This is a genomic window from Actinomycetota bacterium, assembly GCA_014360645.1.
Taxonomy (GTDB): domain Bacteria; phylum Actinomycetota; class Geothermincolia; order Geothermincolales; family RBG-13-55-18; genus Solincola_B.
Genome location: JACIXD010000003.1, coordinates 223,336 through 248,188 on the forward strand (window position 1 = coordinate 223,336; position 24,853 = coordinate 248,188).

Annotated in this window: 22 protein-coding genes; 20 read left to right on the plus strand and 2 right to left on the minus strand. The window is 67.5% G+C overall.

The window, feature by feature from the left end:
* Positions 1 to 8: 8 nt before the first annotated feature.
* Positions 9 to 794 (plus strand): rhomboid family intramembrane serine protease, encoded by a 786-nt coding sequence (locus tag H5T74_03965; GenBank protein ID MBC7229532.1) that lies wholly within the window; start codon positions 9 to 11, stop codon positions 792 to 794.
* Between the two features lie 76 nt (positions 795 to 870).
* Here the strand turns inward: H5T74_03965 and H5T74_03970 are convergent, their stop codons facing one another.
* Positions 871 to 1,902, minus strand: a complete 1,032-nt coding sequence (locus H5T74_03970; protein ID MBC7229533.1) for a peptidoglycan DD-metalloendopeptidase family protein — start codon at positions 1,900 to 1,902, stop codon at positions 871 to 873.
* A gap of 490 nt (positions 1,903 to 2,392) precedes the next feature.
* Between H5T74_03970 and H5T74_03975 the strand changes: the two genes are divergently transcribed.
* From H5T74_03975 to H5T74_04000, 6 genes are all read left to right on the plus strand, one after another.
* Positions 2,393 to 3,304 (plus strand): ABC transporter ATP-binding protein, encoded by a 912-nt coding sequence (locus H5T74_03975; protein MBC7229534.1) that lies wholly within the window; start codon positions 2,393 to 2,395, stop codon positions 3,302 to 3,304.
* Positions 3,301 to 4,995, plus strand: a complete 1,695-nt coding sequence (locus H5T74_03980) for an ABC transporter permease (protein ID MBC7229535.1) — start codon at positions 3,301 to 3,303, stop codon at positions 4,993 to 4,995. Before H5T74_03975 ends, H5T74_03980 begins: the two co-directional genes overlap by 4 nt.
* A gap of 89 nt (positions 4,996 to 5,084) precedes the next feature.
* On the plus strand, positions 5,085 to 6,383 hold the full coding sequence (locus H5T74_03985; GenBank protein ID MBC7229536.1) for a phenylacetate--CoA ligase: 1,299 nt from the start codon (positions 5,085 to 5,087) through the stop codon (positions 6,381 to 6,383).
* Between the two features lie 12 nt (positions 6,384 to 6,395).
* The gene (locus H5T74_03990; GenBank protein MBC7229537.1) at positions 6,396 to 6,827 is read left to right on the plus strand and encodes an ACT domain-containing protein; all 432 of its coding nucleotides are present in this window, start codon (positions 6,396 to 6,398) and stop codon (positions 6,825 to 6,827) included.
* A 21-nt stretch (positions 6,828 to 6,848) separates the two neighbouring features.
* Complete coding sequence (locus tag H5T74_03995) at positions 6,849 to 7,268, plus strand: YjbQ family protein (GenBank protein ID MBC7229538.1); 420 nt, start codon at positions 6,849 to 6,851, stop codon at positions 7,266 to 7,268.
* 136 nt (positions 7,269 to 7,404) lie between these two features.
* The gene (locus tag H5T74_04000; protein ID MBC7229539.1) at positions 7,405 to 7,830 is read left to right on the plus strand and encodes a hypothetical protein; all 426 of its coding nucleotides are present in this window, start codon (positions 7,405 to 7,407) and stop codon (positions 7,828 to 7,830) included.
* A 222-nt stretch (positions 7,831 to 8,052) separates the two neighbouring features.
* Here the strand turns inward: H5T74_04000 and H5T74_04005 are convergent, their stop codons facing one another.
* A complete protein-coding gene (locus tag H5T74_04005) occupies positions 8,053 to 9,300 on the minus strand; it encodes a M28 family peptidase (GenBank protein MBC7229540.1) in 1,248 nt (415 codons plus the stop codon).
* Positions 9,301 to 9,584: 284 nt separating this feature from the next.
* Here H5T74_04005 and H5T74_04010 point away from each other — a divergent pair, with 284 nt between their 5' ends.
* The 13 genes from H5T74_04010 (at position 9,585) to xerD (ending at position 24,564) form a co-directional block, all read left to right on the plus strand.
* Positions 9,585 to 9,758, plus strand: a complete 174-nt coding sequence (locus H5T74_04010) for a hypothetical protein (protein ID MBC7229541.1) — start codon at positions 9,585 to 9,587, stop codon at positions 9,756 to 9,758.
* An 11-nt stretch (positions 9,759 to 9,769) separates the two neighbouring features.
* A complete protein-coding gene (locus H5T74_04015) occupies positions 9,770 to 11,638 on the plus strand; it encodes a 1-deoxy-D-xylulose-5-phosphate synthase (GenBank protein MBC7229542.1) in 1,869 nt (622 codons plus the stop codon).
* 81 nt (positions 11,639 to 11,719) lie between these two features.
* Complete coding sequence (locus tag H5T74_04020; protein MBC7229543.1) at positions 11,720 to 12,523, plus strand: TlyA family RNA methyltransferase; 804 nt, start codon at positions 11,720 to 11,722, stop codon at positions 12,521 to 12,523.
* Positions 12,499 to 13,374, plus strand: a complete 876-nt coding sequence (locus tag H5T74_04025) for an NAD(+)/NADH kinase (protein MBC7229544.1) — start codon at positions 12,499 to 12,501, stop codon at positions 13,372 to 13,374. Before H5T74_04020 ends, H5T74_04025 begins: the two co-directional genes overlap by 25 nt.
* 19 nt (positions 13,375 to 13,393) lie before the next feature.
* On the plus strand, positions 13,394 to 15,082 hold the full coding sequence (recN, locus tag H5T74_04030; protein MBC7229545.1) for a DNA repair protein RecN: 1,689 nt from the start codon (positions 13,394 to 13,396) through the stop codon (positions 15,080 to 15,082).
* 80 nt (positions 15,083 to 15,162) lie between these two features.
* Positions 15,163 to 16,269, plus strand: a complete 1,107-nt coding sequence (locus H5T74_04035) for a zinc ABC transporter substrate-binding protein (GenBank protein ID MBC7229546.1) — start codon at positions 15,163 to 15,165, stop codon at positions 16,267 to 16,269.
* 241 nt (positions 16,270 to 16,510) lie between these two features.
* Complete coding sequence (locus tag H5T74_04040) at positions 16,511 to 17,314, plus strand: metal ABC transporter ATP-binding protein (GenBank protein ID MBC7229547.1); 804 nt, start codon at positions 16,511 to 16,513, stop codon at positions 17,312 to 17,314.
* Positions 17,315 to 17,492: 178 nt separating this feature from the next.
* On the plus strand, positions 17,493 to 18,323 hold the full coding sequence (locus H5T74_04045; GenBank protein ID MBC7229548.1) for a metal ABC transporter permease: 831 nt from the start codon (positions 17,493 to 17,495) through the stop codon (positions 18,321 to 18,323).
* Between the two features lie 577 nt (positions 18,324 to 18,900).
* Complete coding sequence (locus H5T74_04050) at positions 18,901 to 20,541, plus strand: CTP synthase (protein MBC7229549.1); 1,641 nt, start codon at positions 18,901 to 18,903, stop codon at positions 20,539 to 20,541.
* Positions 20,542 to 20,746: 205 nt separating this feature from the next.
* Positions 20,747 to 21,868: a M20/M25/M40 family metallo-hydrolase gene (locus H5T74_04055; GenBank protein ID MBC7229550.1), complete on the plus strand. Its 1,122-nt coding sequence runs from the start codon at positions 20,747 to 20,749 to the stop codon at positions 21,866 to 21,868.
* Between the two features lie 16 nt (positions 21,869 to 21,884).
* Positions 21,885 to 22,469 (plus strand): NUDIX hydrolase, encoded by a 585-nt coding sequence (locus H5T74_04060; protein ID MBC7229551.1) that lies wholly within the window; start codon positions 21,885 to 21,887, stop codon positions 22,467 to 22,469.
* Positions 22,466 to 23,614 carry an alanine dehydrogenase gene (gene ald, locus H5T74_04065; GenBank protein MBC7229552.1) on the plus strand — a complete coding sequence of 383 codons (1,149 nt, stop codon included), beginning with the start codon at positions 22,466 to 22,468 and terminating at the stop codon, positions 23,612 to 23,614. The genes H5T74_04060 and ald overlap by 4 nt, the downstream gene beginning before the upstream one ends.
* Before the next feature lie 5 nt (positions 23,615 to 23,619).
* Positions 23,620 to 24,564 (plus strand): site-specific tyrosine recombinase XerD, encoded by a 945-nt coding sequence (xerD, locus tag H5T74_04070; protein MBC7229553.1) that lies wholly within the window; start codon positions 23,620 to 23,622, stop codon positions 24,562 to 24,564.
* The last annotated feature ends 289 nt before the right edge of the window (positions 24,565 to 24,853 follow it).

Here is a 24,853-nt window from a genome sequence, read left to right on the forward strand (position 1 = left end):
GATAGGTGATGCTCCCCCTCTTTGACCGCAATCCCACCCGCAGGGTGCCGGGGGTCACCCTGGCCCTCATCCTCGCCAACTTCGCCGTCTTCCTGTTCGCTCTCACCCTCTCGCCCTCCCGCTACGACGCCTTCCTCTATCGCTATTCCGTGGTGCCTTGGGAGATCGTGCACGCCGCGCCCCTGCCCTATCCCGCGCTGCAGCAGCTCTTCTCGGGACCCGTGCCCGAGGTCTCCGGGAAGATCGTCTACCTCACCCTGCTCACCTCGCTCTTCCTGCACGAGGGATGGCTGCATATCCTGGGGAACATGCTCTTCCTCTGGATATTCGGCAACAACGTAGAGGACGTCATGGGCCACCTCGGCTTCGCGGCCTTCTATCTCCTGTGCGGGCTCTTCGGAACCCTGGCCCACGTGGCCGTCTATCCCCAGAGCTTCAGCCTCCTCCTGGGGGCGAGCGGGGCCATCTCCGGGGTCATGGGGGCATACCTGATCCTCTACCCGCGGGCCTGGATCTTCACCTGGGTGGCCTTCTTCATCCTTCCCGTGCCCGCCTTCGTGGTCATCGGGATATGGATCGCTTTGCAGGTCGTTCAAGGCCTGACCTCGGTGGGGATGAGCGCGGGGGGCACCGCCTGGTTCGCACATCTCGGGGGGGTGGCCATGGGACTCACGGTAACCGCGGCGTTCTACCCCGTGCTGCGACGGAGGCGGGACGAGCTCGCCCTGATGCCGGAGGCGCACTGGTGGCAGCGGGGAGGAACGGGCGGCGGGACGGACACGGGGCCCTTCTGACCGCGGCCGCGCCCGAAGGCATCTGCGCCCTGAAGTCAAGCGGTGGTCCGCATGGAGGAGCGGCATGCGGAAGGCGTTACTTGTCGGCGGCCAGGAGGATGGGATAGGGGTTGATGGCCGCGCCCCCTCCGGGATGGATCTCGAAGTGCAGGTGCGGAGGGCCGCCCACCGCATTCCCGGTATCCCCCACGTAACCGATCACCGTGCCCGCGGCCACGTGCCCCGTGGCTCCGAAGCGCTGCAGGTGCATGTAGTAGTAGACGTTGCCGTCATCCCCCGCCAGGCGTACGTAGAGACCCGCGTTCTTGCCCTCCCCCTGGTTGACGGTGCCCGAGACGCAGGCCACGCAGGGAGTGCCCATGGCCGCGAAGACGTCGCATCCCTGGTGGAGGTGGCCTCGCCGGGGGGCGTGCCAGTCGTTGGTGAAGGAATGGGGGCCGTTCACGGGGAAGATGAAATTGCCTATGGGGGTCATCCTCGGGGTTCCGCCCCCGCCCCGCTGGGCGAGGAGCTCGAGGATCTCCTTGTTCACCGCCTCGAGGTATTTCTGCTGCTCCTGCAGGGAAGCCTCCATGGCCTGGCGCTTGGCGTTCACCGATCCCACCAACTGCATCTGCCGGGCCTCCTGCTCCTCCAGGGACCTCTGCCGCTGCCCGATCTCCTCGCGCAGGCGCTTCATCTCCCGGAAGATCTCCGCGTCCCGGTTCCCGATATAGGAGAAGAAGTCGTAGCGGGAGAAGAGGTCCTCGAGACTGGTGGCCTCGATGAGCACCTCCAGGGAGGTCACCTCTCCCGACTTGTAGATGGAGCGCAGGCGCTCGTTGAGGATGGTGCGCGCTCGTTTGTAGTCCGCCTGGGCCTTCTCCAGCGCCAGCCGGTTCTCCTCAACCTGGGAGCGGATGAGTTCGTACTCGTTGACCGCGAGGGTGTATTCCTGGGCGAGCCTCTGGGACTCCGCCTTCATGCTCTCGATCTGGCGGCGCACGCGCTCCGCCTCCGCCTGCTTCTCCTCCAGGGTCGCGGCGCCGGCGTGGAGGGGGATCACGCACATCATCAACAGGCACGCCAGCGCCAGCACCCCCGAGCGCACAGACCTGGCCGCGGTCAAGACGCCTCCCTTTATATATGCCTTTCGTGGGGACCGTCATCCCCCGCTTTCCTACAGGGACAATATAGCATACGTCGGTGTCCCTTGACCGCATCGCGGTCGCCGGCACGCCGTGCGCTTGTCCCGGGGTCGCGAGGCCGCTCACCTCCGGGCCTCGCGCGTCCGTGGTCGATGCCGGCCGGGGTCCTTCTTTACCCGGGCTGCGGAGGCCCTCCCCCATGTGGGTTATCGGCAACTCCGTGGTTTGATATAACCATTGTTATTAGATCATGCTGTTGTTATTGATGTCATGTAAAGTAAATTACGGATACGAGTCGAGCCTCCGGGCGTCTGCTACAATCGAGGGCGTGGCCCGGCGACGGCGGGGGGCCGTTGCCTGACCGCCGCGCCGGCGGCGGGCGCGGGCGCGGATCCTCCTTCCTCGACATCGGTAGGAGTCGGGAGGAGCTGGGGCCCGGAGCGGCGGGATGAAGGTCGAGGGAGACTGGCCGTGCTGTCACTGCTGGAGGTGGAGAAGGAATACGACGGGATGATGGCCCTGGCGGGGGTGAGCATATCCATTCCGGCCGGGGAGACCTTCGGGCTCATCGGGCCCAACGGGGCGGGCAAGACCACCCTCATCCGCATCCTCTCCGGGCAGACGGCTCCCACGCGCGGCGAGATACGCTTTCAGGGTCGCAGGGTGGATGCCCGGGAGCGGGATTACCGTTCCCGCATCGGCCTCGTGCCCCAGGAACCCGCCTTCTACGGGCGCCTGACGGCGCGGGAGAACCTCGCCCTGGTGGGGAGGCTGTACGGGCTGGGAAAGAGCGAGACCGCCTCCAGGGTCGGGGAGCTGCTGGCCTGGTCGGGCCTGGAGGAGCATGCCGACCGGCAGGCGCGCCTGTTCTCCCGCGGCATGCTGCAGCGCCTCAGCCTGGCCATGGGGTTGGTGCACTCCCCGGAGATGGTGTTTATGGACGAGCCCACCTCGGGGCTGGATCCGGAGGCGCGCAGCGCCCTGTTGGAGCTCATCTCCCGCCTCTCCGCGGAGGGCAGGACGGTCCTGGTCACCACCCACAACATGGAGGAGGCGGACCACGTCTGCTCGCGCATCGCCATCCTGGTGAAGGGCCGCGTCAGGGAGGTGGGGACTCCGCGCGAGATAAAGGGCCTGCTGGGAGCGGACAGGCTGGAGCTGCGGCTGCAAGAGGGAGGCGAAGGCCCGCTCTCCCAGGTCTGCGGGCGTCTGGGCCTCGTCTGGAAGAGGGAGGGCGAGCTGTTCGTGATCACCGGCGAGGACATCCCCGGCAAGCTGCCCGAGATCGTCTCGGGGCTCTCCGGATGGCTGCGCGACCTCCGCTACCGCGAGGTGACGCTGGAGGACGCCTTTCTCCGCTTCATGCGGGAGGTGGAGGAATGAGAGGGTGGCGGTACCTCCTCATCAAGGACGGGAAGCTCATCCTGCGCAACCGGCTGCTGCTGGTGGTGCTGGTGGTCTACCCCTTCCTCATCATGGGGATCATGGGGGCGGCCTTCTACGACGCGGGGCGCCCCGTTCCCCTAGGCCTGGTCAACCTGGACCGCGCGGACGCGGGGGAGATCGCATGGGTGGGAGTGGCGACGGATGCCGCGGCCTCCCTGGAGAGGCGTTTCCGGCGCAGGGCGGTGCGGGTGACGCAGTTCCAGGGTCGGGAGGAAGCCGAGGAAGCCCTGCTCTCCGGTCGGGTAAGCATGCTCTTCGTCTCCCTTCAGGAAGGAGAGCCGTCATCCTGGCTGGGCGCCGACCTCACCGCTGAAGGCGTGGAGTTGACCCTGGAGGACGCGGAGAGCACCGCCTCGACGCGAGACTACGCCACCTGCGAGGAGGCCCTGAGGCCGCGCGGGGGCGAGGGCAACGACCTCCTGCTGGCCCTGCGCGAGGAGGACTTTCCGCACCTCGGGGAGAGCATCTGGCTCGACCGCGAGAGCTACGATGCCGCGGCCTTGATAAGCCGTTTTTCCTCCGGGGTTGCCGAGGTGACGGAGTACGGCAGCGAGGAAGAGGCCCGCGAGGCTCTGGCACGGGGCGGCGTCGACGCGGCCATCGTGCTTCCCCGCGCCTTCGTCTACCGCCTGAAGACGCTCAACGAGACGGCGCGGGTGCCGGTGGTCATCGACCAGTCCAACCTGGTGAAGGCGGAGTTCGCGGAGACGAGCATCCGGGGCTTCCTCTCGCACGTCAAGGACGGGGTGGCGGAGGAGAAGATGCGGGCGGTGGTGGCCGGCCTCTACGTGCTGGTGAGCGGGGGAGATTTTTTCGGCACCGAGGTGGTGGGCCTGGCCCAGATCAGGGAGAACCTGGAAACCATCAAGGAGGCCCTCGCCGACCGTCCCGAACTGGCGGGGCTGGTGGAGGGGGGCATCGACCTCGCGACCACGGTGGTGGAGGACATCGAGGAAGCGGCGGACTACCTCAAGGGCACCGCGCTCCCCATAGAGCTGGACATCTCCTCCACGGCGGGCAGACCGCTCTCGGCGCGGGACGCCGCGGTGCCCGCCCTCATCGCCCTCTCCATCCTCTGGACGGGGGTACTCTGCGGCGCCATCCTCATGGTCCTCGAGGACGAGGAGGGCATGCGGGCGAGGATAGCCCTCACCGAGACCGGCCCCCTGGCGCTGGTGGGCTCCAAACTGCTGCTGGCCACCGCCGTGGTCTTCGCGCAGTCGGCGGTGATGTTGGCCATCGCGGTCACCGTCTTCGGCGTATTCGCCTCCAACGCCCTCCTGGCCCTGCTGGTGATCGCGGCGGCCTCTTTTTCCTGTATCGGTATCGGGCTGGTCATCGCCGCCTTCGCCCGCCAGGTGGCGGGGGCGGTGATCATGAGCGTGCTGGTGAGTTTCCCCCTCATCTTCATGACCGGGGCGGTCTACCCCCTGTCGCAGATGCCCTCCTTCATGCAGTGGGCAGCGCACGCCGTGCCCCTCACCTATGCCATCGACGCCCTCTCCGGGGTCATGCTCAGAGGGGAGGGCGCGGCGGAGGTGGCGGGGCGGCTGGGCATCCTTTTGGCCTTCGGCGCGGTACTGCTGGCGGCGGGATCGCTCCTGGCGCGGCGGCGGGACGGCGGATGAGGGCGGCACGGCCGGTGGCGCCGGGCGGCGGCGACACCTCCATATGTTAAAATTACCCTGAGTTCAGGCGGCGGAAAGAGGGGAGAGCCATGGATTATTTCAACCCGGTGGAGATACTGGAACGGGGCGAGCTCGAGGAACTGAAACTGCGCAGGCTGCGGGAGACGGTGGAACGGCTGTATCGCCAGGTGCCCTTCTACCGGCGCAGGCTGGAGGAGGCCGGCTTCGAGCCGGGGGACCTGCGCACCCTCGAGGACCTGGAAAGACTTCCCTTCACCACCAAGGACGACTTGCGCGACAACTATCCCTTCGGGCTCTTCGCGGTGCCCATGCGCGACATCGTGAGGATCCACGCCTCCAGCGGGACCACCGGGAAGCCCACGGTGGTGGGATACACCGCCTCCGATATCCGGACATGGGCGGATCTGGTGGCGCGCACCATCGTCGCCGCGGGCGGCACGCCCGACGACATCGTGCACGTGGCCTACGGCTACGGCCTCTTCACCGGGGGGCTGGGGCTGCACTACGGGGCGGAGATGCTCGGCGCCACCGCCCTGCCCATGTCCGGAGGCAACACCAAGCGGCAAGTAAGGCTCATGGTAGATTTTGGCAGCACCATCCTGTGCTGCACGCCGTCCTACGCCCTCAACATAGCCGAGGTGATGCGCGAGATGGGCATCTCCCGGGAGCAGGTGAAGCTGAAGTCGGCCATCCTGGGGGCCGAGCCCTGGTCTGACGAGATGCGGCGCCAGATAGAGCAGGAACTCTCCCTCTCCGCCCACGACATCTACGGGCTCTCCGAGGTGGTGGGCCCGGGGGTGTCCATCGAATGCGGCGAGAAGAAAGGCCTGCACGTCTTCGAGGACTGCTTCATACCGGAGATCATCGATCCCGCCACCGGCAGGGTGCTGCCGCCGGGAGAGAAAGGGGAGTTGGTCTTCACCAACATCAACAAGGAAGGGCTGGCGCTGCTGCGCTACCGCACCCGCGACATCTCCCGCCTCCTGGTGGAGGAGTGCCCATGCGGGCGCACCCACGTGCGCATGGAGCGCATCACGGGCCGCACCGACGACATGCTCATCATCCGCGGCGTTAACGTCTTCCCCTCACAGGTGGAGATGGTGCTCATGCAGATCCCCGGGCTCAGCCCCCATTACCAGCTGGTGGTGGACCGGGTGGACAACCTCGACGTGCTGGAGGTGCAGGTGGAGGTGTCCCCGCAGGTGTTCTCCGACGAGATCAAGAGGCTGGAAGAGCTGGAGAGGAGGATACGCGACGAGGTGCAGAGTTACCTAGGGGTGGGGGTGAAGGTGCGGCTCATGGAGCCGCGTTCCATCCAGCGCAGCGAGGGCAAGGCGGTGAGGGTCATCGACAGGCGGAAGATCTAGGAGGTAGGGGAGTTGAAGGTAAGGCAGGTCTCCATATTCCTGGAGAACAAATCGGGGCGCCTCTACGAGGTGTGCAAATGCCTGGCGGACGCGGGGGTGAACATCAGGGCCCTCTCCGTGGCGGAGACCGCCGATTACGGCGTGCTGCGCCTCATCGTCAACGATCCCGACGCCGCCATGCGGGCGGTGAGCGAGAGCGGGTTCACGGTCAGCGAGACGGAGGTCATCGCCGTGGAGGTGCCGGACGAGCCGGGCGGGCTGGCCGGCGTGCTGGCGCCTCTCTACGACGCCAACGTGAACATCGAGTATATCTACTGCTTCGTGGAGAAGAGCGGCAGCAGCGCCATCGTGGTCTTTCGCGTGGAGCAGCTCGACGCCGCCATCAGGGCGCTGCAGGGCGGCGGCTACAAAGTGATGCGCGAGGAGGACGTGTACCGCATCTGAGACCGCGAAAGGGGGAGGAGATTGCCCGTCTACACCACCACCCTGGAGCTCTCCACGCAGGGAGACAGCGAGATAGTCGATATCACCGCGCGCGTTCAGGAGGAGGTCTCCCGCACGCCGCTCACCAACGGCCTGGTGACGGTGTTCGTCCCCGGCTCCACCGGAGGGGTGATCACCCTGGAATACGAGCCGGGACTGGTGCGCGATCTCAAGGACGCCTTCGAGCGCCTGGTGCCCCGCGACCTGCCTTACCGGCACGACCGCGCTTGGCGCGACGGCAACGGGCACTCCCACGTCCGCGCTTCCCTCGTGGGCCCCTCCCTCTCCGTCCCCCTGCGCGAGGGACGGCTGGCGCTGGGCACCTGGCAGCAGATAGCCTTCGTGGATTTCGACAACCGCTCCCGGCGCAGGGTACTGATCGTGCAGGTGATGGGAGACTGAGGGGGGAGAGGTAGAGATAGTCAGAGAAGCGGAGCGGAGAAGAGGGGCGAGAAGGCTTCGCGCCGCGGGCGAGGTCAGGCGGTTCCGGTCACGGTCATATTTCTGGGCATGGACCATCCCCTACTACGTCTGCGCGGTGCTCCTCTATCGCTTTCTTCTTCACTCCTACGTAGACGATTTCCTGCGCCGCCAGCTGATGGGCCTTTCCCGCACCCTGGGCACGGCTTCGGCGCTGGTCGCCTACCTGGCTGCGCTATGCCTGCCTCCTTTCCTGCTGGGAAGGCGAGATCCCCATCATCCCGTATGGGGCGGCCTGGAATGCCTGTCGGTGTACGCGGTGGTGGCGGTTTCGGTGGGATGGCTGTGCGTGGCCTTCGCCAATGACGGGTGGAGGATCCTGGGCGCGCTGGTGGCGGGAGGCGAGGCATGGGCGGCTGCGGGCTCCGCCCTTCTGCTGGCGGGAGCTTTTCTGGGAGCCGGAGTGGCCGGGAGCAAGGGGGCCTCGGCACGGGGCATGGTGTCCCAACGGAGGAATAAGATCGCGGGACGGGAGGGGAACTGACGCGCGGCGGACCTGTGGCATGGCCTCCGGCGGTACGACGGATCCCCTGCCGTCATCACGGGTCGGCCGTCATTCCGGGGAGGCGGAACCGTGGCGTGACCACAGCGTTGCGCGGAGGCCCGCTGGGCGGGCGGGAGCAGGGGCGCAACATCAATGGCCCGGGCACTCCTCGCATATGGACGTCTCCACGCTCGGCAGGGAGCGCCCAGTAAGGGTGGGGGTTCAGTCCAGCCCGCCGCGGTCGATGGCGTCTATTACCGCGATGACGAAATCCATGGCCGTTCTCATGGAGCGGGGATCGACGTTGTCAAGGTCATCCTTGCCCCACCTCCAGTAACGCGGGACGCGCGCATCCTCCCAGCAGCGCACGGTCACGGCACGGTGCCCGCGGGAGAGGAGCTGGAACCCCTCGCCAAGGTAGAGCCTGTTGTTCATGAGCCCGGAGCCGTGATGCACGTGGGTCTCGCAGACCCGTTTTATCACCGCGGTGAGGCGGCGGTTGGCGCGGAATCTCAAGAGCCTGCCCTCGCGTTTGAAACAGACGGGAAAACCCCTTCCCACGCCCTCCACCACGATGAAGTATGCTCCCCGTAGCTCGCGACGGTGCTTCTGCACCAGGCGGCGCGCTCCCAGCCCGCCGGCATCCGAGGCGCCGGTGGCCGCCAACCACAGCTCCACGTGGTGCGGCTTGCGGCGGGAGTAGATGCGGGAGGCCTCCACGAGCACGGCTAGGCCGGAGGCGTTGTCGTTGCCGCCAGGGGTGGGCCGGCCCGCCATCGCCTTGGTGAAGAGCGATAGGCCGGCCAGGAATGGAAGCACGGCGAGGGCCAGCCCCAGGTGCCAGAAAAGGGCGAGTAGGTCGCGGTCCATGCGCAGCAGGTGACCCCCGTAGGCCACGGTGAAGAGCATGAAGATGGCGGCATGGCAGAGGAAGACGACCATCAGGGCGGCGCGGTATAAGCCCATGAGGGAGGGGCGGTAATAGAAGGTGGAGCGAGGGGAGTCGAGGTGGGCCAAGATCACCACCTTGTGACGCGGTTCTCGCAGGGGTTCGACGCGGGCGGTGAGGTTCATAGACGGTCGGCGCGGCAGCAGCAGGGCCAGGGGGCTACGTCCGAACTCCTCGCAGAGGTAGAGGAGGAACCCCGTCACCACCAGAAGGTAGGAAAGGTGGCCTGAGGCCGGGAAGAGCGCGACGCCCGCCGCGGTCATGAGGTGGGGGACCATCTTGCTCCATGCGCAGGTCTCCGGCGTCCGGAAATCCATGCTCTGCACGGAGAGCCCCGCGGCCTCGATCTCCCTCTGCACGAAACGGGCGGCGGCGCGCTCCCCCTTGCTGCCGGGAGCGCGGGGTCCGATGTCCTTTGCCAGGTGCCTCACCATCCGGGAGAGGCCGCCCCTGGCGGTCTTCGCGTCGGTGTCCCTGCTCGCGCTTATGGTGTGGAAGAGTACGGGCTCTTTTCCGTCCAAATCATCTCCGTCTTCGTGCCGCCGGGGACCTGCTGGTGCCGGAAAGACCCGCAGCGTACCGCCCGTCCGGGCGTCACCGTCGCAGGCCGAGAACATCATATAATACTTTCAACGCCCGCAGGTCATTTACCTGCCCCCGGGCGACCGGGGTACGAGCGCCCTTGTGGGCGGAGGAAGGGGTCGGATAGAATCGCCTTATGGTGGAAGAACGGGCCGCAATGGCGAAGGCGGAGGCCCCGCCACCCTTGTTTGTTTTTTAAGGCTTCCAGTCACGGAGGGTGAGCATGAAGAACGGGGGAGCGCCGGGACGGGGCGGAGGCGAAGAGGATCTTGCGGCGGCGGAGTTGGTGCTGGAGGAGCTGCGCGCGGACCCAGACGGAGAGGCGGCCCTTGACCTCCTGGAGGAGGCGGTGAGGAGGCTGGAGGAGGCCGGGGGAAGGCTGGAGGAGGAGCGTTGAGCGGTACTCCGCTGCTGGATTCCCTCGCCGGCCCCGCGGACCTCCGCGCCTTGGACCACGGAGACCTCGCCCGCCTCGCGGAGGAGCTGCGCCGGGTGATCGTGGAGACCACCGCCCGCTGCGGGGGGCATCTCTCCCCCAGCCTGGGGGTGGTGGAGCTGACCATCGCCCTGCACCGCGTCTTCGACAGCCCCCGGGACCGCATCGTCTGGGACGTAGGCCACCAGGCATACGCCCACAAACTGCTCACCGGGAGGAGGGAGGAGTTCAGGCGCCTGCGCTGCTCCGACGGGTGCAGCGGCTTTCCCCGTCGCGAGGAGAGCCCCCATGACGTCAACAACGCCGGGCACTCCAGCACCTCCATAAGCTACGCCCTGGGGCTGGCCATCGCCCGCGACCTGCGCAGGGAGGACCACCACGTGGTCGCCGTGGTGGGAGACGGGGCGCTCACCGGAGGCCTGGCCTTCGAGGCCCTGAACCAGGCGGGGCACCTGAAAAAGAGGCTCATCATCGTGCTCAACGACAACGGCATGTCCATATCGCGCAACGTGGGCGCCCTCTCCACTTACCTCACCCAGCTAAGGCTCAACCCCAGGTATACGAAGGTAAAGGACGAGGTGAAGGAGATCATCGAGAGCGTGCCGGTGCTGGGTGCCCCCACCGACCGCCTTATCCGCTCCTTCAAGGAGCGACTCAAGAACTTCCTCATCCCGGAGTTCATCTTCGAGGAGCTCGGCATCCAGTACGTGGGGCCGGTGGACGGGCACGACATCGCGGCCATGGAGCGCGACCTCGCGCTGGCGAAGGCGGCGGAGGAGCCCGTGCTCATCCACGTGCTCACCACCAAGGGCAAGGGTTATCCGCCCGCCGAGAGGGACCCCGATCTTTACCACGGCGTGGGGCCCTTCGACCCCGAGACAGGAAGGGTGCACGGCGGCGGCAGGCCGTCCTATACCGACACCTTCGGGAGGGTGATGTGCGAGATGGCGCGCGCGGAGCCCCGCCTGGTGGCCATCACCGCGGCCATGCGGCTGGGGACGGGCCTGGACGATTTCGCCCGCCTCTTTCCCCGGCGTTTTTACGACGTGGGCATAGCGGAGCAGCACGCCGTTACCCTGGCGGCGGGACTGGCGCTGGGAGGCTTCCGTCCGGTGGTCTCCATCTATTCCACCTTCCTCCAGAGGGCGATCGACCAGCTCTCCCAGGAGATCTGCCTCCAGAACCTCCCGGTCATCTTCACCCTCGACCGCGCCGGGCTGGTGGGGGAGGACGGCCCCACCCACCACGGAGCCTTCGACCTCACTTACCTGCGCATGCTCCCCAACATGACCGTCATGGCCCCCGCCGACCAGGAGGAGCTGCGGGATATGCTGTGGGCCTCCCTGGCTCTCAAGGGTCCGGTGGCCATACGGTATCCGAGGGGAGCGGGGCCGTCCCGGACGGTGGACATCGAGCCCCGTGACCTGGAGCCGGGAAGAGCGGCGATGTTGCGCGAGGGGGATGACGCGTGCCTGCTGGCGGTGGGCAGGATGGTGGACGTGGCCCTGGAGGCGGCGGAGATGCTGGCGGCCATGGGCGTGGAGGCCGCGGTGATCAACGCCCGCAGCGTGAAGCCCCTGGACGAGGAGGCGGTGCAGGAGTGGGGGTGTCGCTGTCCCCTGCTGGTCACCCTGGAGGAGAACGTGCTGGCGGGAGGCTTCGGAGAGGGCGTGGCCTCCCTGGCGCAGAGGCTCGCTCTCCCCTGCCGGGTGATGAGCATCGGGCTCCCCGATGCCTACGTGGGCCACGGCAAGGTAGAGGAGCTCTTCCGCCGCCACGACATGGACGCCTCCTCGGTGGCGGGGAGGATCGCGGAGATGCTCGAGGGGAGCGGGGGCTGATCCCGGGCCCGCCGTGACCGCGGCGCCCAGCCCGCGCTGTAAGCGTATTTTGCCATGTAAAATCCTCCGCGGGTGTTAAATATGAAACGACTCGACCAGTGGCTGGTGGACGAAGGTCATTTCCCGTCCCGCGAGCGAGCCAGGCTCGCCATCATGGCGGGCGAGGTGAGCGTGGAGGGGAGGGGGAATGATCTCAAGGCCGGGACGAGGGTGAGACCGGGCGACCGCGTGACCGTCTCCCCAAGGCCACGCTTCGTGTCACGGGGCGGTGATAAACTCGAGGGAGTGTTGGAGCGCTGGGGGATAGAGGTGGCGGGCCGCCTGGCGCTGGATGTGGGCGCGTCCACGGGCGGGTTCACCCACTGCCTCTTGGAGAGAGGGGCGGCGAGGGTGATCTGCCTAGACGTCGGGAGGGGTCAGCTGCACTGGGAGCTGCGCAACCACCCCGGGGTGACGGTGATGGAGAGGACCAACGTACGCCACGTGCGCCCCGAGGACCTTCCCTTCGAGCCCGAGCTGGTTGTGGCGGACCTCTCCTTCATCTCCCTGCGCCTGGTGTTCCCGGTGCTGGGGAGGCTTATGGTCGGCGGCGGCGAGCTGATCGCCCTCATCAAGCCCCAGTTCGAGGCGGGCAGGGGCAAGGTGGGCAAGAAAGGGGTGGTCAGGGACCCCGACGTCCACCGGGAGGTGCTGGAGGCGGTGGCGGCGGCGGCGGCCGGTTGCGGGTTCGAGCTCCTCGACCTGGTGCCCTCGCCGCTGCGGGGAGCGGAGGGTAACATAGAATATTTTGGATGGTGGCGGAGGAACGAAGAAGCGCCGCCCGCCTCGCCGGGGGCGGTGGAGAAGGCGGTGCGAGAGGCATGGGAAAGATCTTCCGGAACATAGCTCTGCTTCCCCACGTGCAAAAGGAGGAGGCGGTGCGGGCAGCACGGGAGCTGGCGCGCTGGCTCGAGGACGCGGGCAGGTCGGTGCGCATGCTCAGCGAGGACGCCGTATGCGCGGGCATGGGGCTCGCGGGCATGGACCTAGAGGAGCTGGTGCGTGGACTGGACCTGGTGGTCTCCCTGGGAGGGGACGGCTCCATGCTGCGCGCCGCGGCGGTGGCCTATGCGGCCGACGTCCCGGTGGTGGGGGTGAACCTGGGCAAGAAAGGTTTCCTCACCGCCGTGGACGCGGGGGAGATGTTCGAGGGGATGGAGGACATCCTCGCCGGGCGCTACCTGCTCCAGGAACGCATGATGCTGGAGTGCTCCCTGCCCGGAGACGACGCGCGCCATTTCGCCCTCAACGAGGTGGTGGTGGGCAAGAGGGAGCTGCAGAGGATGATCCGCCTGGAGGTGGACATCGATGGCTGCTATTACCATTACTATTCCGGGGACGGCATCATCTTCTCCACCCCCACGGGTTCCACCGCCTACTCCCTCTCCTCCGGCGGCCCCATCGTGGATCCCCTGCTGGACTGCATCGTCCTCACCCCCATATGCAGCCACTCCCTGGTGGACCGCTCCGTGGTCGTTTCCCCGCGGAGCGAGATAGAGGTGCGGGTGGAGGCGGGAAGGGTCATGCCCTCCGTGTCCCTGGACGGCAGGGAGGAGGTAAGTCTGCCCGGAGGAGGAAAGATGGTGGTAAGGCGGGCGCAGCGGCGCCTGAAGATGATCAAGCAGAGGGGCTACTCTTTCTACGCCCTCCTGCGGGAGAAGTTCGATTTCCCGCCCGGAGAATCACGGTCGTATTGAACGATTCGGAAGGCAGGCGATGATAAGGGAACTGCGCGTGCGGAACCTCGCACTTTTGGAGGAGGCGAGCCTGGAGTTCGGCCCCGGCTTGAACGTGCTCACGGGGGAGACGGGCGCGGGCAAGACGGTGCTCGTGGAGGCGCTGTCCCTGCTCCTGGGGGGGCGGGGAGACAGCGGCATGGTCAGGGATGGCGCGGAGAGGTTGGAGCTGGAGGCCGCCTTCGATGTGAGCGGCCACCGGCGCCTACGCGAGCTCTTGGAGGCCGAGGACCTGGCGGCCGATGAAGGCGAGGAATTGATCCTGCGCCGCGTCATCGGCGCGGACGGGAAGAGCAGGTGCTACGTCAACGGGAGGCTGAGCACCGTGGGCACCCTCTCGCGCCTCGGCGATCAACTGGTGGACATCCACGGCCAGCACGAGCACCAGCGGCTGCTGCGTCCGGCGAGCCACCTCGAGTACCTGGACGAGTACGGCGGCCCCCAGCACCTGGAGCTCCTGCGCTCCTACCGCCGCCTCTATCTTGCCTGGCGGGAGGCGGAGCGGGCCCGGGAGGAGGCGGACATGGACGAGGCGGAGAGGCTGCGGGAGATGGATCTCCTGCGTTTCCAGGTCAGGGAGATAGAGGCGGTGCGTCCCGCCGAGGGGGAGATGGAGGAGCTGCTGCGGGAAAGAAAGCGCATGCAGAACCGCGAGGAGCTCTTCTCGGCCGCATGCCTAGCTCACGACCTGCTGGCGGGCGACGGGGGAGAGGGTGCCATCGACCGCCTGGGGGAGGCGGAGGCCGCTCTGCTCAAGGCCTCCTCCCTGGACGAGGAGGCGGCATCATGGTGCGGACGCCTGAGGGAGGCGCAGGAGACGCTGGCTGAGCTGGCCCGTGCCATGCACGACTTCGCCGAGGGCCTGGAGTTCGAGCCGGGGCGCCTCGAGGAGGTGGAGGCCCGCCTGCACGCCCTGACCGACCTAGCGCGCAAATACGGGGGAGACACGGCGGCGATACTGGAGCACCTGGAGCGCTCGCGCAGGAGGCTGGAGGAGCTGGAGAACCTGGACGAGCGGAGGGAGGATCTGTGGCGGGAGGCCGGCGCCGCCAGGGCGGCGGCGCGGGAGGCGGCGGAAAGGCTCAGCTCGTCGCGGCAGGAGCTGGCGCGCAGGCTGACGCAGGAGACCGGCCGCGAGATGGAGGAGCTGAACATGGCGGGCATGCGCTTCCGGGTGCACTGGGAGCGGGAGACGGAGCTGGGACCCACGGGCTGGGACCGTGTGGAGTTCCAGGTCACTCCGGGAAAAGGGCTTCCCTACCGCTCCCTCTCCCGCATCGCCTCGGGAGGAGAGCTCTCGCGCATCACCCTGGCCCTGAAGCTGGCGCTGGCGCGCGCCGATTCCGTCCCCACCCTGGTCTTCGACGAGGTGGACGCGGGGATCGGGGGGACGACCGCGGACGTCCTGGCGGAGAAGCTCGCCCGCATCTCCGCCTACCACCAGGTGTTCTCCATAACCCACCTGCCGCAGATCGCCGCCCGCTCCCATACGCACCTCGCGGTGAGCAAGCGGCAGACCGGTAAGGGCATCATCACCGAGGTGAGGAGGCTGGGGGCGGAGGAGCGCCTGGAGGAGCTGGTGCGCATGCTGGGAGGGGAGGAGTCCACCGCGCGGCGCCACGCCCGAGCGCTGTTGAAGGCGGGTGCGGCTCGGCAGCCGGAAGGTTGATCGCTCCCTGCGGTGAGAACGGCGGAGGGAGAGGAAAACGGGGGAGAGAGGGAAAAGAAGGACACGCGTGGGAGGTGGCGATGATCACGGTACGTAGCGGATCGGTAGCGGCAGTGACCGCCTGCATATGTGCCGCCGCATTGGCGGCGGCGGCGCTTTCGTCCGCGACCTGCGTGACGGGATGCGGAGGCGGAGAGAACGGGACGGGAAAGGTGAAGGTGGCGGCGGACATCATGCCCCTCGCCTATCTCTGCAGGGAGGTGGGCGGGGATATGGTTGAGGTCGAGGTGCTTGTGCCCCCGGGATCGAGCCCCCATACCTTCGAGCTCACGGGGGGGCAGATGAAGTTCCTATCCGATGCCGACCTGCTGGTCACCGTGGGCCTCGGGCTCACTCCCTGGGCGGAGGAGGTTTTCGGGCGGGTTGATAACCCCCGTATGGAGAAGCTGACGGTGGGGGATCTCCTGCCCGTGGGCGAGCTGATACCGGCCTCCGAGGCGATAGCCCTCGAGGATGGCGATCATGCGCACGGGGAGGGCGGGGAGCAAGGTCCCGAGGCGGCCGCGGACGATCACGGACAAGGGGAGGGGGATGAAGACCGCGAGAGCGATGGCGAGAAGGCCGGACCCGGGGAAGAGTATCCCCATGACCATGAACACGCCCACGGCCTCTACGATCCCCACGTATGGTTGGACCCACTCCTCTGCGAGGGCGTGGTTTTGGAGCTGGCGGAGGCCCTCTCGCGCGCGGATCCCGATCACGCCTCCTATTACCGGGAGAGGGCGGAGGAGAGCGTGGAAAAGCTGCGTATCCTCGACGCCGAGGTGGAGGAGATCCTCGCGGGGGTGGCCTCGCGCCGCTTTCTCTCCTTTCATTCCTCCCTCACCTATTTCGCGCGCCGCTATGGGCTGGAGCAGGTGGGGGTGATCGAGGAGCTCCCGGGGAAGGAGCCCTCGGCGGGCGAGGTAGCGGAGCTGGTGGACCTGGTGAGGGAGCTGGGGGTGAAGGCCGTCTTCGCCGAGCGCCAGTTCAGCCCCCGCGCTGCGCAGGCCATAGCCGAGTCCGCGGGTGGGGGGGTGGTGGTGGCGACCATCGACCCCTTGGCGGATCCCGGTGATCCCGAGGGGGGCAGCTATGAGGGGATGCTGCGTGAGCTGGCGGGAGAGGTGGCGGAGGCATTGAGGTGACCGTGCCCGCGTACGCCGCGAGGCGGCGGGAGATGTCGCGCCGGCGCCGGGGAATACCTGACGGCGAGGGTCCCGGAAGGGCGGCCCTTACGACCGGCCGGCCGGGGCTAGGCGGGTCGGCGGCGGCAGGGAACGGACTCGGCGGCATCGGCGCGGGAGACGGAGGGGCGCTTTTCGGATCACGTCTCTTTTCGACCGGCCTTTCGGGCAAGATAGGCGGCATGGGAGGAGGGAGTGCGGGATGAAGGGTTGCCGGGTGGCGGAATTCTTCTCCGCGCGGCGTGCCGGCGAGCCGGTTATCGAGCTCGCCGGGGTGTGGGCCGAACTGGACGGTCGCACGGTGCTGGAGGACATCAGTTTCTCCCTCCCCGCAGGCACCTTCCTAGGCCTCATCGGCCCCAACGGCGCCGGGAAGACCACCCTTATAAGAGTCATGCTGGGCCTGGTGAGGCCCTCCCGGGGCAGGGTTAAGGTGATGGGCATGGACCCGCGCGAGCTCCGGCACGAGCTGCACCATATCGGCTACCTGCCCCAGCAGGTGCTCTTCGATCCCTACTTCCCGGTGTCCGTATACGACGTGGTGATGATGGGGCGCACCTGCTGCATAGGGACCCTGCGCTTCCCGCGGCGGAAGGACAGGGAGGCGGTGATGGAGAGCATCTCGGCGGTGGGCCTGGAGGGGCTGGAAAAAAGACCCATCGGAGAGCTCTCGGGAGGGCAGCAGAAGAAGGCCTTCCTGGCCAGGGCGCTGTGCCTGGAGACGCGCATCCTCTTCCTCGACGAGCCCACTTCCGGCCTGGACTTCGAGGCCCAGGAGAGCTTCATGGACCTCCTGGCGCGGCTCCGGGAGGAGCGGGGGCTGTCGGTGATGTTCGTATCCCACGACGTGAGCGTGCTGGCGCGTTTCGCCGACGAGATCGTGTGCATCAACCGCACCATGCACATGCACGGCAGGCCATCGGAGGTGCTGGGAAGCGAGAGGCTCAAGGAGGCGTACCGGTGCGAGTTCGATTTCCTGGCCGCGGGGGAGGGAGGCGAGGGCTGACGCACCCGCCTTCCGCGGCGTCATCCCGGGTGACGCGCGGCGTGGCCCGGGCCGCCCGCGTCCTCTCCGCGTGGGGGCGTGAAAGGCGCGCGGCTCCCCGGAGCTCGCGTGCCGCCTGCCGGGTGAGGCCGGCAGGTGACCGTCTGCCCGGCGAGATGAGCCGGAAGGGGGACAGAGGATGCTAACCTACGGCTTCGCGCAGCGCGCGCTGGCGGGCGGGGTGCTCATCGCCGTGGTGTGCTCCCTCCTCTCTTTCTTCGTGGTGGTTAGGAGGCTGGCCTTCGTGGGCATGGGCATATCCCACGCCGCCTTCGGCGGGGTGGGTCTGGGGCTGGCGGCGGGAATCGACCCCGTGCTCACCGCGGGGTTCTTCTGCGCCGCCCTATCCCTGGGCATCGGCTGGTTCAGCCGCAGGGGACGCGTGCACGAGGACACCGCCATCGGCATCCTCTTCGCGGCCGCCATGGCCCTCGGGGTCCTGCTGGTGCGTATGGCGAAGGCCTACAACCTGGACCTCATGAGCTATCTCTTCGGTAGCATTCTCGCCCTGGGCTGGGGGGACGTGGCGACCATAGCGGCGGTCGCCGTGCTGGTCTCCGCCTTCGTCCTGCTCTTCTTCAAGGAGCTGATCTTCGTGTCCTTCGACGAGGAGACGGCCACGGCCAGCGGCCTGCCGGTGAGGTCCGTGTATTACGGGCTGCTGTTGGCCATGGCCGTCACCATCGTGGTCTCCATAAAGCTGGTGGGCATCGTGCTCGTCTCCGCGCTGCTGGTGATACCGGGGGCGGCGGGGATGCAGCTGGCCCGCAACTACCGCGGCGTTCTGGCGGTATCGCTCACGGTGGGAACGGGGTGCGTGGTGGCGGGACTTTACCTCTCCTTCTGGCTGGACGTCGCCTCCGGCGCCGCCATCGTCCTCACCCTCTTCGCCGCCTTCCTGTTGTGCATGCTCCTCTCCCCCCGGCGTTCCTATCTGCGGCGCCTGCGGGGCGGAGCCGGGAAGGCTTGAGCGCGGGATCGGGGCACGCGCCTGACGCCGGGTCCGCTCCGCCACGGGATACGCCGCCGGCCGGGGGACAGGGGAACCGCGCCTGCGTATTGTCTCATCAGCCGCCTTATAGCTCAGGGACTTCGAGAGACCACTCCGGCGTTCCGGCGTACCGGGCAGGTTCGCGGGGGGGGCGAACTCCCCGATGTTCGAAGCGGGGATCGCGGCGCCATGGCCGGTCTCCGTGGCGAAAGGTTGCCCGCCCTTGTTGATACCGCGGCGCGACCTGCACTATACTGGTTCCGTAGGCCGACGACGGTAAAGATGATGGCGGGAGGTGACCGGCTATAGACGGGCCGGATGAATCCCGGGAAAAAGCACACGGAATCCCTGACCGGTAGGGATTCCGTCTCTTTTTAGAGAATACAGGTTAAGCGAGGCACGCCGTCGGCGAGGGTCCGGGCGCCTCGGGAGCTCGCGACCAACGGGAAGCGCCGTGGCGGGCGGGCGCGCCGGCGGCGGGAGGTCGGTAATAGGGAAGGCGGCCCTGAGGGAGCCCAGAAAACAAGGTGAGCATGGAAAGGGGAGGTATGCAGAGATGCCGGTAAAATACATCTTCGTGACCGGGGGCGTGTCGTCCTCGCTGGGCAAGGGGATCACCGCGGCATCCATCGGTAGGCTCCTCAAGGCGCGCGGCCTGAAGGTGACCATGCAGAAGATGGACCCCTACATCAACGTGGACCCGGGCACCATGAACCCCTTCCAGCACGGTGAGGTCTTCGTGACCGACGACGGCACCGAGACCGACCTCGACCTGGGCCATTACGAGCGTTTCGTGGACGAGCACCTGGGAAGGGAGAACAACGTCACCACCGGCAGCGTGTACTGGTCCATAATCTCCCGCGAGCGCAAGGGAGAGTTCCTGGGGGGCACGGTGCAGGTCATCCCGCACGTGACCAACGAGATAAAGGAACGCATCCTACGCCTCACGCGCTCCAGCGAGGTTGACGTGGTGATCACCGAGATCGGGGGCACGGTAGGGGACATCGAGAGCCTGCCCTACCTGGAGGCCATCCGCCAGTTCAAGAAGGACGTGGGTCCGGAGAACGTCATGTACATCCACGTCAGCCTGGTCCCGTACCTGGAGACCACCAGGGAGATGAAGACCAAGCCCACCCAGCACAGCGTGAAGGAGCTCCGCTCCATGGGCATCCAGCCCGACGCCATCGTGTGCCGCTCCAAGGAGCCCATCGGCATGGACCTCAAGGACAAGATATCCCTCCTCTGCGACATCGACATCGAGGGCGTGATCTCCGCGCCCACCGCCGACTGCATCTACGAGGTGCCGCTCCTGCTGCAGGCGGAGGGACTGGGGGATTACGTGGCCAGGCACCTGGGCCTGGAGGGGCACGAGGAGGACCTCACGGAGTGGCAGGAGATGGTGCGCCGGATAAAGTCCGCCACCGAGAGGGTGAGGATCGGGGTGGTGGGGAAATACGTGGACCTCTCCGACGCCTACCTCTCCATCATCGAGAGCTTGCAGCACGGCGGCTACGCCCACGGCGCCAGGGTGGACATCGCCTGGATCGCCTCCGACGACATCTCGCGCGAGAACGTTGACGGGCTGCTGGCGGACCTTGACGGCATCCTCATCCCCGGGGGCTTCGGGGTGCGCGGCGTGGACGGCAAGGTGGAGGCCATACGTTACGCGCGGGAGAACAAGGTGCCCTTCCTGGGCATCTGCCTGGGGCTGCAGTGCGCGGTCATCGAGGCGGCAAGGAACCTGTGCGGCCTGGAGAAGGCCAACAGCTCGGAGTTCGACCCCGCCACCCCCCACCCGGTCATCGACCTCCTCCCCAGCCAGCGCGACGTGGACGAGATGGGGGGGACCATGCGCCTGGGACTCTATCCCTGCAAGCTGGAGGAGGGCACCCTGGCGCACTCCTGCTACGGCGAGGAGGTCATCTACGAGCGTCACCGCCACCGCTACGAGGTCAACAACCATTACCGCAGCCAGCTCCAGGAGGCAGGGGTCGTCTTCTCCGGCCTCTCTCCAGACGGCAGGCTGGTGGAGATCATCGAGCGCCGGGATCACCCCTGGTTCCTGGCCGGGCAGTTCCACCCCGAGTTCAAGTCCCGCCCCAACCGGCCTCACCCCCTTTTCAGGGACTTCGTGGGGGCTGCCCTGGGGCGAAGGTCAGCGGCGGAGGAGACCCCCAACCTTAAGGTGGTGGGATGATCCGCGCCGGGCGGGAGACAGGCAGCGTCGGAGGGGAAAGAGACCGGGTTTTCACGGGGAAGGCTGGCTTGGGGAGGTTGATACCGGCCAAAGGCGGCCGTGAGGACCGTTCACCCCGGACCGATGGGGATATCCGGGTATGGACACCTTTTTTCCTGGCACAAAGACCAGGTGAGATCGCAGGGGACAAAGGGAGGCAGGGGACATGGAAAGGGCGCTGAAGACCTTCCTGGAGTTGGCGGCCATCGACAGCGAGACCTACCACGAGGGGGAACTGGCGGCGTACGTGATGCGCACGGCGCGCGAGGCCGGCTTCGAGCCCTATATGGACAACGCGGGCAAGGCGGTGGGGGGCGAGGCGGGCAATCTCTATATAAACCTGCCGTCGCGAGGCGTGGAGGCGCCGCCGGTCATCTTCTGCGCCCACATGGATACCGTGTCGCCGGGGAAGGGAGTGCGGCCGGTGCTCAAAGAGGAAAGGGTCATCTCCGGCGGTAACACCATCCTGGGGGCGGACTGCAAGGCGGGGGTGGCCGCCATCCTGGAGCTCATGCTCCTGTCGGCGGAGGGCAGGCTGCGGCATGGACCTCTGGAACTGGTGCTCACGGTGGCGGAGGAGAAGCAGCTGCAGGGGGTGCGGCACCTGGAATGGGAGCGGCTGAAGTCGCGCCACGCCTTCGTGCTCGACGGCGAGGGGGGCGTGGGTAGCATCATCAACGCCTCTCCCACCCAGGACAACCTGGAGTTCGTCTTCCACGGCAGGGCGGCGCACGCGGGAGTGGAGCCGGAGAAGGGGAAGAACGCCATCTTCGGGGCGGCGTGGGCCATAAGCCTCATGCGCCTGGGGCGCTTAGACAGCGAGACCACCGCCAACATCGGCATCATCCGGGGCGGACGGGCGGTGAACATCGTCCCCGACCGAGTGGTGGCGGAGGGAGAGGTGCGCTCCCACGACCTGGGGAAGCTGGACGAGCAGAGGAAGTCCATGGTGCGGGCGGCGCTGGAGGCGGAGGGAGCGGTGGGCGTCGGCGTGGAGGTCAAGGTGGAGCGCGCCTACGACGGCTACCGCATCGACGCAGACGACCCCCTGGTGCTGCTGGCCAAAGAGGCGGGAAAAGCCATGGGGATGAGGATGGAGCTCAGGCCCTCCGGCGGCGGCAGCGACGCCAACTTCCTCAATGCCGCGGGTATCAGGGCGCTGGTACTGGGCATGGGCGCGAGGGAGCCGCATACCACCCATGAATACCTGGAGACGCGCGACCTCTCCAGGCTGGTGAGGCTGTGCTCGGAGATAGCGGCCGCGGCCGGCAGGTTGAGGACGGCATGAAGAGGGATGGGCGGGGATGAAAGAGGCGCGCGAGGAGACCCTGGAGAGAAGGACCGTCTTCGAGGGGAAGGTGGTCAGGTTGTACCTGGACCGCGTGCTGCTGCCGGACGGCAGAGAGGCGGAGCGGGAGGTGGTGCTGCACCGCGGGGCGGTGGGCATGGTGGCGCTGGACGGCGAGGGTCACGTGTTCCTGGTGAGGCAGTACCGGCACGCTCCCGGGGAGCACCTGGTGGAGATACCCGCCGGCAAGCTCGACGCGGGGGAGGATCCCCTGGAATGCGCACGGCGGGAGCTGCAGGAGGAAGTGGGGTGCGCGGCGGAGAGCTGGCATCTGCTGGCGTCCTTTTACACCTCGCCGGGATTCAGCGACGAGGTGCTGCATCTCTACCTGGCGCGCGGGCTGACCCGCGGGGAGGCGGCGCCGGACGAGGACGAGTTTCTGGAGGTCATGCGCGTCCCCCTGGAGGACGCCCTGGCCATGGTGGCGAGGGGAGAGATAAGGGACTCCAAGACGGTCGCGGGAATCGCGCTGGCCTCCCTGTATCTGGCCGGTTCATATCCTCCGGGCGGCGAGGGGGACGAAGGAGGTGAGGGAGCGTGATCGTCGGGGTGCCACGGGAGATCCTGGACCAGGAATATCGCGTGGCCCTCACCCCCCAGGGAGCACACGAGCTCTGTGCCGAGGGTCACCGGGTACTGGTGGAGGAGGGGGCCGGGGAGGGCTCGAGCATCTCCGACCAGGATTACCGGCGGGCGGGAGCGGTGCTGGTGCCGGGAGCGGAGGACGTCTACGGGGAGAGCGAGCTCATCCTCAAGGTCAAGGAACCCCAGCCGCACGAATATCCCCTCTTGAAGGAGGGGCTCATCATCTTCACCTTCCTCCACCTGGCGGCCCACCGCGAGCTCACCGAGGAACTCATGCGCCGGAGGGTGGCCGCCGTGGCCTACGAGACGGTGCAACGCCCTGACGGCAGCCTGCCGCTGCTGGCCCCCATGAGCGAGGTGGCGGGACGCATGGCGCCCCAGGTGGGGGCGCATTACTTGGAGAAGATGAACGGAGGCCGGGGCCTGCTGCTGGGAGGGGCCACGGGGGTCCCCCCGGCGAACGTGGTCATCCTGGGGGCGGGCATCGTGGGCTCGCATTCCGCCATCCTGGCCACGGGCATGGACGCCCACGTCATCGTCATGGACAAGGCCCTCGACCGCCTGAGGTACCTGGAGCATATCCTGCACGGCCGCATAACCACCATGGTCTCCAACAAGATGAACGTGAGGGAGATGGTCCGCGACGCCGACCTGGTCATCGGGGCGGTGCTCATCCCCGGCGCCCGCGTACCGGTGCTGGTGGACGAGGAGACGGTGAAGGACATGCGCCCGGGGTCGGTGGTGGTGGACATCGACATCGACCAGGGAGGGTGCATCACCACCGCGCGACCCACCACCCATTCCAGCCCGGTATACGAGGAATACGGGGTGCTGCACTACTGCGTGGGGAACATCCCGGGCATCGTTCCCCGCACCTCCACCTTCGCCCTCACCAACGTCACCTTACCCTACGTGCAGGAGATCGCGGGCCTGGGGCTCACGGAGGCGGCGAGGCGGGATCCCAGCCTGGCCGCGGGCATCAACGTCATCGAGGGGAGGGTGACATCGAGGCCGGTGGCGGAAGCCCACGGGATGGAATACGAGAGGCTGGAGCACGTCCTGCCCATCGGGCTGCCGGGGGAACGCTTCTTCGGCGTGTGAGGGCCATGGACGACCGGCATCCGCGGGAGGGGGAAGGCGGAGCCGCGCACGGAGGCTCCTGGGAATCGCTGCTCTCGGAATACCTGGTCTTCATCGGGGTGGAGCGCGGCCTGTCGCCTCGCACCGTGGAGGCATACCGCAGGGACCTGGAGAGGTGGATCGCCTTCGCGTCCGCCAGGGGCAGGGGCTCGCCGGGGGAGGTGGAGAGGGAGGACATCACCGCCTTCCTGGAGACCCTGCACGCGCGAGGGCTCTCTGCGCGGTCGGTGGCGAGGGCGGTGGCGAGCCTGCGGGGCTTCCAGCGCTTTCTGCTCGAGGAAGGGGAGGCACCGGGATATCCCGCGGCCGCGGATCTCGAGGCGCCCAGGCATGTCCGCCCCCTGCCCCGGGTGCTGACGCGCGAGGAGGCCGCCAGGCTCCTTGAACAGCCCATCCCCCGCGACCCCGCGGGCTTGCGCGACAGGGCCATCCTGGAGACCCTCTACGGCACCGGCATCCGCGTATCCGAGCTCACCGGCCTGGATCTTGAGGACCTAGACCTGGGGGAGAGGGAGATGCGCGTCCTGGGCAAGGGGGCGCGGGAGCGGGTGGTGCCGGTGGGGGAGTCCGCCGCCGCCGCCATCCGGGATTACCTCGCGCACGGGCGCCCCAGGCTTTCGCGCCGCCCCGGACAGCGGGCGTTGTTCCTGAACGCAAGGGGGGGAAGGCTGACGCGGCAGGGCGCCTGGGGGGTGGTGAGGAAATACGCCGCCCGGGTGGGCCTGGCGGAGCGCATGACCCCGCATACCCTGCGCCACAGCTACGCCACCCACCTGCTGGAGAGCGGGGCCGACCTAAGGCATATCCAGGAGCTCCTGGGACACGCCAGCGTGAGTACCACCCAGGTGTATACCCATGTCAGCAGGGCCAGGCTGCGGGAGGTCTATCTGAGGTCACACCCCCGCGCCTGAGCCGCCGCCGTACCGCGTCCCGCGTTTCGGGCATCGATGGTCGTCGGGATTCCGTTCCGCGGCGCCCGCGGCGATCATCCCGGAGGCACGTGTTCGGCATTTTGGCGCTCCATATGTTATGAATATATGCGTGCGCAAGGAGAGCGAGGCGGCCGGCGAGCCCGAAGCCGGCGAGGGGATCCGAGGTTAGGGCACGAAGGATTATGGGAATATTGCGAGTAAGCTATAGAAGGATACCGTCAGTTCCGAGGCCGTGAGGGCATGCGGCCTTATCAGCGACGAGCGTGAG